2 protein-coding genes are annotated in these 12,865 nt (G+C 69.1%); both read right to left on the bottom strand.

Annotation, left to right across the window (positions count from 1 at the left end; all coding sequences use genetic code 11):
- Position 1: 1 nt before the first annotated feature.
- Complete coding sequence (locus FR943_RS04340) at positions 2 to 6,346, bottom strand: beta-ketoacyl synthase N-terminal-like domain-containing protein (protein ID WP_217155108.1); 6,345 nt, start codon at positions 6,344 to 6,346, stop codon at positions 2 to 4.
- A complete protein-coding gene (locus FR943_RS04335; RefSeq protein ID WP_217155107.1) occupies positions 6,343 to 12,861 on the bottom strand; it encodes a type I polyketide synthase in 6,519 nt (2,172 codons plus the stop codon). Before FR943_RS04335 ends, FR943_RS04340 begins: the two co-directional genes overlap by 4 nt.
- Positions 12,862 to 12,865 lie beyond the last annotated feature (4 nt).

Genomic DNA, 12,865 nt, shown 5'->3' with positions numbered 1-12,865 from the left:
CTCACACCAGCCCGCGCGAACGCTCGACGACCCGCACACCCATGCCGTGGGCCTGGTAGATCCGCAGGTCGTCCACCCAGAAGGCGCCGTCGAACACGACCAGCAGACCGCGCTCATCCGCTGTCGCGGAGAGGATTTCGACTTCGATCCGGGTGCGCAGGTTGGTCGGCAACACCTGACCGCGACATTTGTAGTTGAACGGCTGATCCACCGCGAAAGGTTCGAACTCCAGCCCGTCACCGTCGGCCAGCCCCGCGAGCCGGGCCGCCGCCCGGGCCGCCTGCTGCATGGCCTCCAACCCCAGCGAACCGGGCTGCACCGGGTCCTGGAAGAAGTGCGCCTTGAAGTACCACGCGTTGGGGTCGACGTCGGCCTCGGCGACCAGCCGTCCCAGTCCCGCGGCCCCGCCGCCGGGCCAGAAGTTCACCTGGTCGATCAATTTCAGCTTCCCCTGGGCAAGCCACGGCGCACCGGACAGTTCGGCGGCGGCGTAGGGCAGGGAAACCGGCGCCTCCGACGACAGCGCCGCCACCACCTCGGGCGCGGCGGGCAGGCCGACCTGATTCGCCAGCGCCGCCGGGCTGAAGAACCCGAACGTCGTCTTCAACGACATCACCGGTTCACCATTCTGCGTGCACACGGATTCGAAGAAGACGATCGTGGACCCGCCGGCCTCGGCGAAGCGATCCAGCCGGGAGGTCACCCGCAGCACACCGACGCCGGCCGGCTTGTGCTGCACCACCTCGTTGCCGTCGAGGTTGCGGATCACCACGTCGCCGGTGCGCTGGGCGGCCAGGGCCATGTAGGAAGCCAGCCAGCCACAGGGCTGCAGCAGGATCTCCTGCAGCACCGACAGCGGAACGCCGGCGGAATGGGTATCGGCGAGGTACCACGCATCCGCGGGCACGTCGCACTCGGCGACCACGGTGCCGCCCTCGGTCGTCGTTCCCACCGGGCAATCCACGCTCACGATGCGCGACAGGAAGTGGTAGGGCTCGCCGGGCAACCGGGGTGCGCGACGGGTCCCGTCGAACGGAATGTACATGGCACCAAAGGAATCGGACGGCTTGCCCCGCGCGCATGCGAGCAGCGCGGCGTGATCGCCGCGCACGTCGACGGAGTTGCCGACGATGTGCGCCGGTCCGGGCACACCCGGCGGGACCGGCCAATCCGGGACCAGCCGCATGCCGAAGCGGCGGCAGTGGAACACCTTGAAGCCGTCGCGGCGGCACAGCAGCGCGGCAAAGATCGTCGGGGTGGGGCCGTCGACGATCTCTTCGACGAACACCTCGTAATCGAGGGTGTGGTGAGCGTCGGGGGTCACCTGGCCGCGGCAGACGAAACGCGCGGTTTCATCCGGCACCGGCTCGAACCGCCAGCCGTCGCGATCGATGGTGAAGCCGTAGCCGGCCATCGCGAACGACAACGCCTGGGTGGCCGCGTCGGCCATCAACGTTCCGGGCATGCACGGATCGTTCTTGAAATGACCGTCGTAGAACCAGGCGTCGGCCGGCACCTCCGCGGTGGCGCGCAGGTAACCGCGCCCCCACGGACCGCCCTCGGGATCGAATTCGGCCACCTCGTCGATCAACCGCAACTGGCCGCCGGGCAGTGCCGGCGTCCGGATGTGCGCCGCGGCCATCTCGAAGCCGGTGCCGAAGCAGGTGAAGGCATTTCCGTGGATGAAGGCATCGAGATCGGCACGGTCGAAGGAGCGTTTCTGGGTGACCCGCGGCGGCGTGTCCCGCCGTGCGGCGTCGCGTGGGACGTCGTCGGCGGCGTCCCACAGCACCCCGTCGGACTGGCTGAGTTCCTCATCGGAGAAGAACCCGGCCTGGCCGTTGCGCACCGAGATCGCCAGCCGGTCACCGATATAGCAGTCGTAGTGGAAGAAGAACAGCCGGGTGGCACCGGTTTTCGCGTGGCCGTCGATGTGGATGTCGTACCGCAGGGTGTCACCGGCCTGCGGCGCTTCGCCCACGAACGTCAACTCACAACCGAGCAGCCGGTAGACACGTTCGCTGCGATTGCTGAAGTCGGCGCCCAACCAGGATGCGAGCAACAGGTCGGCCTGGCCGGACTCGATCACCACGCCCGGTGACATCCGGCCGTTGTGCATGTACCAGGCATCGGCGAGCACGTCGGTTTCGGTGACGATGCGGCCGGTCCCCATCGTGGCCGGTTCACCTTCGATGAGCATCACCCGGTCGGCCAGCAGCAGCGGTGGCTGCGGCATGCGCACCACCCGCTCGTACTGGTCCAGCTCGGCGAACAGCGGGCCGAATACCTGTGAGATATTCTCGCCGGCCAGGGTTTCCAGCTGTTCCCGGGTGTAGAGCGGCTGCTCGTGCCGCGCGGGCCGCAGTGGGACCGGAGGCTGAGCCGGTGCCGGAGTCTGGGCCGGCGGGGCCTGCGGGGCCGGCGGGGCCGAAGCCGGAGCGGTCGGCGGCCGGCCGGTGACCAGTGCGAGAAGTTCCCCACGCATCTTCAAGAACGTGGTGTGCGCCTGGGCCTGGCGCTCCACGAACGCCGTCTGTGCCTGACCGACCGACGCCACCAGACCCAGCGCGGCCGTCGACCTGCCCCCGGCCACCGGCACTGTCTCACGCACGGCGGGAGCCACGTGAGTTCCGTGCTGGGCGAACACTTCCCGGGACACCATCACCGCCGCGGTCTGCACCGGTGCCGGAGCCATGACCTGCACGCTGCCCAGTTCGACCGGCGGCGTCGACGCAGGCACCTCGTGCACCGCCGGCAGCTCGGGCGTCATGACCATGTCCGGCCGGTGCGCGGCCAACACCAGCTTGCGGGCCGTGCCCTCGTCCGGCGCGGCGGCTTGTTCACGCAACTGCCGCATCCGTGCGTCGAACGCCTCGATGTCAACCGGTTGCCCGTGCACCCACAGCTTGGACACGGATTCGGCCAGCGCGCGAAGGCCCCGTCGCTCCTGGGCGTCGAGCGCCACCACCAAATGCGGACGGTCACCGAGGATCTTTGGTATCGCGCCGGTCAAGATGGCCCGCGGCCCGTGCTCGACGAAGATGCGGACGCCGTCCTCCCAAGCCTGCAGCACGGTGGCGGGAAAGTCGATGGGCTCCAGCGCCTGCTGTGTGATCGCGTCCGCGGCCGCCTGCCGGGTCGGGATGTAGGCACGGTTGCCGGCGTTGGTGTAGAAACGCACATCCGGCACGGCGTGACTCTCGCGGCTGTGCACGCTGCGCCACTCCGCTTCGAACGGCGCCATCGCGCTGCAGTGCACGATCATGTCGAGACCGAGCGGGATCGCACGGGCACCGTCGATGGCGTCGATGACCCGTCGGCAGGCCTCGGGATCGCCGCCGATCACGCAGTCGTCCGGCGCCTGGACGATGGTCATGTAGGCCCGCGGTTCGCGCTCCAGCGCGGCCTCGGTCGCCGCCCGGGGCGCACTGACGCGCCAGCATTCCCACGCCGCCGGTTGCTCTTCCGGTAGACCCCACTCGTGGGCCGCCGACCGGCAATGGCCGGTGAGGTTGTCGCCGTACATGCCGACCGCGTGCATCTCCTCGAGCATGGCCTCGAGATCGCGCCACACCCCGAAGGCCAGCAGGGCGTTCGTCTCGCCGGACGACAGTCCCACGGCCGCAGTCGGTTTGAGTCCCAGCACGGTGCGGGAGAACTCGGCATGAGCCTGGCACACCAGGGCACACCCGGTGAGTTGGGCCGGGGGTTCCAGCTTCGTGATGCCGGTGCCGTACATCGCGCGGCCCAGTTCGCCGACGTGCGAGACCCGGGTGGCCAGCGCGTCGCCGATCTCCGGCCAGGCCAGCAGCAGGTCCCGCCCGGCCCCTGGATACGCCGCCGCCGCCCCGGTGAACGTGAAGGCCAGTTCGCCGGTGACCGGGTTATCGGTGAACGAGAGTCCGATCCCCACCGGCGCCTCGCCGCGGTCCAGTCGCTGCACGGCATCCCGCCGCAGGGCATCCAGCTTGGTCTCACTGTCGGCCACCAGGGCACACCGCACCGGCCCGGTTCCGCCCTGCTGGCCGCGGGCCATCCGGTGCCGCAACTCGTCTCGGCTTGCGCCGGCGTAGCGCTCCGAGACGGGAACCGCTCCGGCGGCCACCGGATCGACCGCCCCGGCCGGCGCCGACACGGTCACCCGGTCGGTGCGGCCGCCGATCGATTCCCGCTGCACCACAGAGTGTTTGACTCCCGGTATCGGCTGGGCCCCGTTCTCGTCCACCCGGACCCGTGACCGCGCCGCCAGCACCCGGGCCGCCACCTCGACGGCCGAGCCGGCCGCATGGGTACGACCGAACCGCCCGGTGGTGAAGTCGGCGCCCGCATCCGCGCCGCCGTCGACGGCCCCCGGTACGAGGCCGTCGGTGTCCACGACCGCGATGATGTCGTCGCCCGCCGCCTCGGCATCCGCGCGCCGTTTGAGGACGAAGGCCACTGCCGCGTCGCCGTGCGGTCCGTTCGCCCCGGTGACGGCGTCTGCCGCGCGCGCATGCGTCGGCTCACAACACATGTCGACCGCACCGGCGACGACCGCGTCGAGTTCGCCGCTGCGCAGTGCACGCGCACCGAGCCGCAGCGCGGCGATACCGGACAGTTCCTCACCGGCCACGGTGAAGCCGAACCCGCGGAAGTCTCGTTGCGCATGTATGCGGTTGGCCGGGATGTTCGGCATGGTCCCGACCACGCCGTCAGCGGTCAGCCGCGGGATCGAGTCCTTGTTCGCCTCCAGCCAGGCCTCGTCGTCCTTGTGCTGCACCCGCAGCCGGTGCCGTGCGATCGTGGCGTCACACCCCATGCCGATGATCACCCCGGTCCGTTCCGGATCGGTGGCGACGTGTGAAAGCGCCTGCGCGGCAGCGGCCAGCATCGCCGTCTGCTGACCGAGGCTGGCCTTGAGCTCACTCGGCGGGCAGCCGAGACCGGTCAGCTCGAGTTCAACGGTGTCCAGTGCGCTCGGTGCGGACTCCGGCCCGAAGACCCGGCGGCGGAACGTCGCGATGTCGTGCGCATCGCCGGTCACCACACCCATGGCACAGATGACGACATCGGTCGCGGGGCGCGGCCGCCGCGGCGCCGGGCGGCTCGGGCCCGCGTAGCTCTCGACGATCAGATGCGCGTTGTTGCCGCCGAAGCCGAAGTTGCTGACCGCCGCCCGCCTGACCGGGCCGTCCCATGGTGTCGGCGTGGTCGACAGTGTGAACGGGGTGTCGTTCAGTGCGGTGGTCGGCTTGTCACACAGTGTCCGTGGCGTCACCGACGCCTGCATGGCGGACAGCACGTTCACCAGGCTCGCCGCGCCCGACACCGTGATGGTGTGTCCGAGGTTGCCCTTGAGCGCCCCGAGCTTCAGCGGCACTTCGCCGTAGGCGGCGAGAATGCTCTCCAATTCCGTGGCGTCGCCGAGCGCGGTGCCGGTGGCGTGGCAGTCCACGAAGTCGATGTCCGCGGGCTCCAGACCGGCCTGCGCCAACGCCGCGGCCATGGCGCTGGTCTGTCCGGACATCGCCGGCGCCAGCAGCCCGTTCTGACGGCCGTCGTTGGACAGCCCAATTCCCGTGATGACACCGAGGATTCGGTCTCCGGTGCGCTCGGCGTCCTCGAGCCGTTTGAGCGCGACCAGCGCCGCGCCCTCGGACGGCACGAGCCCGTCGGCCTCGGCGTGGAAGGGGCGGGACCGCCCTGACGGGCTCAGCGCCTGCAGAGCCGTGAATCCGAGATGCAGGAACAGATCATCGGCGCCGTTGAGGCCGCCGGCCAGCATCACATCGGCGGCACCGTCCTGTAACGCGTCGCAGGCCAGCTTGATCGCGTAGAGCGACGACGCACACGCCGCGTCGAGCGCGAATGCCGGTCCGGTCATCTGCATCGCCCCGGCGACGAGGTGCACCGGCAGGCCCGACGAGAACCGGTTGCGCGGGTCGACATCGTCCTCGCCGCGCCAGACACTCTCCACGAACACGGTGCCCAGCACGCTGGGGTAGGACAGATTGCCCACGATCAGCCCGGTCCGCGGCCCGGCGAGCGCAGCGCCCAAGGCCTGCTGTGCACACTGCGCCAGCCACGACACGATCGGGTCGAGCCTGCTGAAATCGGTTATCCGCGAGGCGATCTGGGTCAGCTCGAACGAGGCCCCGACGTAGCCGCCGGTGGTTGACGAAACCCGCAGCCCGGGCTTGTCACTGATCGCCAGGGATTCGGGATCCACCCCGCGCCACTGCTGCGGCGGGGTCGGCGTGAGCAGGCTCCGCCCCGCCATGGTCGCGGCGAACAGCTCTTCCGGCGTGGTCGCACCGGGCAGCACGCAACTACGCCCGACGATCGCGACCGGTTCGAACCCCGTCACGCCGACGCATCCACTGCGGCGCCGGCGGCGTAGAACTCCACGCCCTCCAACGTGGCGACAGGTGCCCCGTCCGTGGTTTCGAATGCGATGTCGAAGTCGACACGCTTGTCATTGACCGGATGCGCGGCGAGACGGCAGCGCACCACACCGTTTTCGGGGAATGCCTGGTCGAGAACGACCCGCCCGATCCGAATCGGCAGCATCAGGGAACGGCCCTGCGCACTCGCCCACAACAGGCCGAACTGCAGGCCGCCGTCGACGATCGCGGGATCTATCGCCCACTCACCGTCTGGCCAGCCGAGCGCGCGGAGCCCTTTGAGGCTGCCACTGCCACCGGCCGCCCCGAACGAACCCAGCGCTTCGATGGCGGCGAAACGCGGCCCGTGGAACAGCGGCCCGGCGTAGGCGCCGGCGATGTCCGTCGGCCAGGGCCGGCCGGCTACCTCGGGAACCGGGCCGGCCGGTGTCGTGTTCGGTTGCGTGTCCACGGTGGCGCGATACCGGGCGCGGCCCTCGCCGTCTCGGATGGCCACGCTGTACGACGTTCCCATCGGCTCGAAATCGATTCGGAGAGTGCGCTGCTCGCCGGAGTCAAAGGTGACGCCGGAGAGCACCTGGAGGTCGCGGACGACGGGGCGGACCTCGGTGACCAGGCCACGTGCCGCCCGCAGGATGGCGTCGAGCACGATCACCACCGGCACCACGACCTTGCCGCGGACCTGATGATCGTCGAGTACGGGCAGGTTCTCGGTCGACACCGTCCAGTCCAGGCTTGTGGCACGCAGCCGGGGCTCGGCCGGCGCCGCGACGACGACCGCGGTTGCCGACGACCGGCTCATCGCGTTCTCGGCGAAGAACTGCGCGCCTTCGTCGATCGGGATGACACCGACCCCGGCCTCCAAGAACCGGCTCTTGAGGGTGGCGTCGACCATCCCACCGTCCCACGGACCCCAGCCGAAGGCGCGGACCACGCAGGTGTCGCCACGGCGCGCGGCCTCCCGCGCCGCGATGGACTCCAGCGCCGCGTTGGCGGAGGCATACGCGGATTGCCCGGGATTGCCGGTCCGCGCCGCGATCGAGGAGAAGAACGAGATAAACCGCAGATCGTCGGCGGCGGTGGCGCTCAGCAGCGCCTCGGCCCCGATCAATTTGGTGCTGAACACATTGACGAACTGGTCGTCGTCGAGATCTTCCAGACGCTTGTCGGCGAGGACACCGGCACCGTGAACGACGCCGACGATCGGACCGAAATCTTGCCGCACCTCGGCGAGGACCCGCCGCAGCTCGGCCTGATCGGTGATGCTGGTCGGGAAGTATCGCGCCGCGGTGCCCTGCTGCTGCGCGGCCGCAAGAGTGGCACGCACCTCTCGTTCGGCGATCAGGCGCTCCGCCTGTGCCCGGGCCTGCGGAAGGCTCACTTTCTCGCCGCGTGCAGCTGCCGATGCCGCCAGCGCCGTGGCGATCTCGGCAACCGTGGCACCGGACGGCTCGTCGGCCGACGCCTCGCGCAGCGGTGTCCGGCCCAGCAGCGCCAACTTCAGTCCATGGTGTTTCGCCAGCGCCAGCGCCGACTTCGCCGTCACCCCGCGGGCACCACCGGTGACCACGACAACCCCGCCGTCGGCCACGCTGATCGTCTCCCCCACCGGGGAGGCCTCGATCTCATCGACCACCACCAGCCGGCTGCCGTCGTCTCGCAGCGCGACCTCGATTCCGCTGCCGCCCCGCAGCAATTCGTCCGTCAAGCGTTGCGCATCAAGGGTCTCCAGGTCGATCGCCCGCACCGAGGCGTTCGGCCATTCCCAGGCCGCGGTCTTGACCAGGCTCGCCACCCCGACCGGCATGTCTGCTCCGGCGAAACCTCCGCCGGTCGACTGCACCGTGACGAACAGCCGTGCCGCGGCATGGCTTTTGGCCACGCTGCGTGCCGCGTGGAAGGCCCGCAGGTGCATGTCGACGCAGTCCTGCGGCGAACCGGCCGGGGCCAGGGCCGCGAGACAGATGACTGCGCCCGCACCGTCCGGCACCCGCTCGACGGTCCGGGCCTGGATCCCGTGCGAAGTCATCGCCGCCGCGAGGGCATCGGCGAATTCCGGGTTCTCGCGGGTGATGACGACCTCGCCGCCCCGCAGACCGGCCATGGCGAAGCCACCCGCCGGGTCCGCCCGAAGCTCAGCTTCGGTGCAGCTCAGACCTACCGTGAGCGCAGGCTCCGCAGGGGCTGAGGTCGGCTCTGCGACAACCTCTTCGGTCCTTGGGGTACCGGAGGTGAAACCACTCACGGCATCGACGACGTCCTGCAACGTCTGCATCCCCGCCAACTCCGAGGCCGGAATCTCCGGAGCACCAGGAAACTTCGACTGCAACGCAGCCAAAATCTCCACCTGCTTGATCGAATCAATCCCCAGCTCGGCCTCCATCTCCATCTCAAGCCCAAGCATGTCAACCGGATAACCCGTCTTCTCCGACACAATCCCCAACACCACAGCACCCGCCGACACCACAGGCTCCACCACCGCCGAGGGCGAGGTCACCACAGCAGCCGCAGCAGCGGCCGGCGCCGGGGCAACAGCAACAAACCCCTCCACCGCATCGACCACATCCTGCAACGTCTGCATCCCCGCCAACTCCGAGGCCGGAATCTCCGGAGCACCAGGAAACTTCGACTGCAACGCAGCCAAAATCTCCACCTGCTTGATCGAATCAATCCCCAGCTCGGCCTCCATCTCCATCTCAAGCCCAAGCATGTCAACCGGATAACCCGTCTTCTCCGACACAATCCCCAACACCACAGCACCCGCCGACACCACAGGCTCCACCACCGCCGAGGGCGAGGTCACCACAGCAGCCGCAGCAGCGGCCGGCGCCGGGGCAACAGCAACAAACCCCTCCACCGCATCGACCACATCCTGCAACGTCTGCATCCCCGCCAACTCCGAGGCCGGAATCTCCGGAGCACCAGGAAACTTCGACTGCAACGCAGCCAAAATCTCCACCTGCTTGATCGAATCAATCCCCAGCTCGGCCTCCATCTCCATCTCAAGCCCAAGCATGTCAACCGGATAACCCGTCTTCTCCGACACAATCCCCAACACCACAGCACCCGCCGACACCACAGGCTCCACCACCGCCGGGGGCGGGGTCACCGGCGCGGGCTCCGGTCGTGTCACGGGCTCCGGCATCACGGGAGCTACAGCCGCCGGGGCGGCGGTCACCGGAGCGGCAGCCGCCGGCGATGCGACCGGCATCGGCGCCGGCTTGGGGGCGGCATCCAACGGGTGCACGGCGCCGTTGCGTACCGGTGCGGGAGCCTGGGCGATGGTGGTACCGCCGCCCACGATCTCCGCCATCATCTGTGCGGACATCTCCAGGAATGTCTGGTGGCTTTGCGTCACGACGTCCAGATACCGCTGGTGCTGGTCCGCGGTCTCTTTCTGGATGCGATCGATGACACTCCAGGCATCCGCGGAGAACGACGCGTCGACCGTCGAAACTGCTTGTGCGGCAACCGAAACCACGGGCGGGGGCGTTTCCCGCGCCGCTGCCACCGGCTGCGGTGACGGCGGGGCCATCGGCTGAACTGGCGGAGCCGGCGGAGCCGGCGGAGCCATGTGCTGGGTCGATGAGGTCAACTGTGGTCCTTCGGTCTCTGTCGGCGGTGCAACCGGCAATGCCGTGCGTGTGCGTTTGGGCGTGATCTTCACGTTGCCGTCGGCCGGCGGGTAGGGCTTTCCGAGATTGGCTCCGCCCACCAGGACGGCGTGAGCCGGTGTCGGCACGTGCTTGACCGGCTCTTCGAAGTGGTCCAGCAGGGATACGAGGTCCAGCGCCACGCCGTCGGCGGCCAAACTCGCCAACCCGCGATGCCAGCCACGTAGCCCGCCGGCTTTCGCATCGTCCAGAGCCACGGCCAGATGTGGTGTCGCCGCGAGGATCTGGCCGACGAGGCCGGTGAGTACCCGGCCCGGACCCACCTCGATGAACCGGGTGACCCCGTCACGCGCCATCGCTTCGATCATCTCGCGGAACCGGACCGACTGCCGCACCTGATCACCGAGCTGCTCGGCCACCTGCTCGCCGTACGGTTGGGCGGTTGCGTTCGCGTAGACCGGGAAGCGCGGTTCCCCGATCTTCAGCGTCTTCAGGTAGGACGTCAGCGGTGCGGAACTCGCCGCCACGATCGATGAATGGAACGCCGAGGCCACCGGCAGCCGACGTGACGTCCAACCCGCCGATTTCGCAGCACCTTCCGCCCAGGCGATCTCGGACGTGTATCCCGCCAGGACCACCTGGTTCGGCGCGTTGTCGTTGGCGATCACCAACGATCCGGCCGACTGCGGATCGGAGTTGAGCAGGGCCTGCACCTCTTCGGCGCTGGCAGCGACCGCCAGCATTGCGCCGTCCTTGCCGTGCCCCGCTTCGGCCATCAGCACGCCGCGGGTGCGCGCCGTTTCGACGAGCGCTTCGGCGGGCAGCACACCGGCCGCGGCCAACGCGGTGACCTCGCCAAAACTGTGACCGGCAGCGGTGTCTGGGCTCACCCCGAGCACGTCGAGAAGCGCCAGCTGCGCAAGGCTTGTGGTCGCGATGGCCGGCTGGGCATTCGCCATCGCCGTCAGCTCGGCCCTCTGCGCTTCCGCGGCCGCGGCGTCGAACACCGGCTCCGGGAACACCACACCGGGAATGTCGGCGAGGTTGCCGTCGAGTGCGTCCCATACCGCGATGGCCTCGGGGAACTCGAGAGCGAGATCGGCCCCCATGCCGACGTACTGGCTGCCCTGTCCCGGAAACAGGAAGGCGGTCTTTCCCTCGCGGGCCGGCCCGATTCCCACCGCCATGTTGGGATCCTTGAGCTGGCCCGCGACGCCGTCGGCAATGGCCTTGCGCAGCCGCTCGACCAGCATCTCAAGCGATGTGGTGTCGGCGGCGACGAGACCGGCGCGCGCGGTCTGCGAGGCGTCGAATTCACGTGCCGATTCGAACGCGATCCGGGCCAGGCTCTCACCGGAGTGAATGGCGCCGGCGATCTCGGCAGCCCGCTGCTCAAGGCCGGATTCGCTGTCGGCGCTCAACACCACGAGTTCGGTGGGCAGCGCCCGCAGCCGCTTCGCCCGCTGCTCGCCGCAGTACTCCTCCAGCGTGACGTGGAAGTTGCTGCCGCCGAAGCCGAACGAGCTGACCGAGGCGCGTCGGGGCTGATCGCCTTTTCGCACCCAGGGGCGGGTCTGCGCGTTGACGTAGAAAGGGGTGTCCGCCAGGCCCAGTCCCGGGTTCGGACGCTCCACCTTCAATGTGCCGGGCAGCGTCGAATGTTGCAGTGCGAGCACTGCTTTGATGAGACCGGCGGCGCCGGCCGCGGCTTTGGTGTGTCCGATCTGGGACTTCACCGAGCCGATCGCGCAACGCGCGCCGGTATCGGTGAACACCGACTTGAGGGCGGCGAACTCGGCGACGTCACCGGCCTTCGTCGCGGTGCCGTGCGCTTCGACAAGTTCGACGGTCGACGGTTCGTAGCCGGCATGTTCGTAGGCCCGGCGCAGCGCCTTGGCCTGCCCCTCCGAGCGCGGGGCGTACACGCTGGACGCGCGTCCGTCGGAGGACGAACCGATGCCCCGGATGACCGCGTGGATGGTGTCACCGTCACGCTCGGCATCGCTGAGGCGCTTGAGCGCCAGCATGCCCACACCCTCGCCGATGATGGTTCCGTCCGCAGCTTCCGAAAGCGGCCTGCAGTCACCGGTTTTCGAGAACGCCGGGGTCTTGGAGAAGCACATGTACATCATCACGTCGTTCAGGGCGTCGACGCCGCCGGTCAGCACCATGTCGGCCTCGTGCAGGTACAACCGGTGCAGTGCGGTCTGCAGCGCCGAAAGCGAACTGGCGCACGCAGCGTCGGTGACGAAGTTGCTGCCGCCGAGGTTGAGGCGGTTGGCGACACGTCCGGCCACCACGTTGCCGAGGAGGCCGGGGAACGTGCTCTCCTGCCAGGGCGCGTAGTGATCGGCGATGTCACGGCAGATCTCGTCCGCCTCGTCTTCGGGCAGCCCGTTCTCCAGCATCGCCTTGCGCCAGATCGGCCGTTGCAGCCGGGCGCCCATCTGGACGACGAGTTCGGTGGTGGAGGCCACACCGAGCACCACGTCCACCCGGTCCAGGTCGACTTCCACGCCGCCGCGCGTGGCTTCGTCGAGCACCTGCCTGGCCGCGATCAGGGCGAGCAACTGCGCGGAGTCGGTCGAGGGCAACGCGGTGGGCGGCAAGCCGAATTGCATCGGGTCGAAGGGCACCGGATCGATGAACCCGCCACGCCGGCAGTAGGTCTTGTCCGGCGCCTTGGGATCGGGGTCGAAGTAGTCCTCGATGAGCCAATGCGACGGCGGCACATCGCTGATGGCGTCGTGCCCGCCGGTGACGGTGCGCCAGTACCCGGTGAGCCCTGGCTCCCCCGGGTATATCGCGGTCATGCCGACGACCGCGATCGGGGTGGCGATGGCTTGCTGCTTGTTGTCGATCACTGAG

It is taken from the genome of [Mycobacterium] fortunisiensis (genome assembly GCF_019050325.1).
GTDB lineage: Bacteria > Actinomycetota > Actinomycetes > Mycobacteriales > Mycobacteriaceae > Mycobacterium > Mycobacterium fortunisiensis.
Note: the sequence above shows the minus strand (reverse complement) of the source record. Positions and strands in the feature narration are given on the sequence as shown.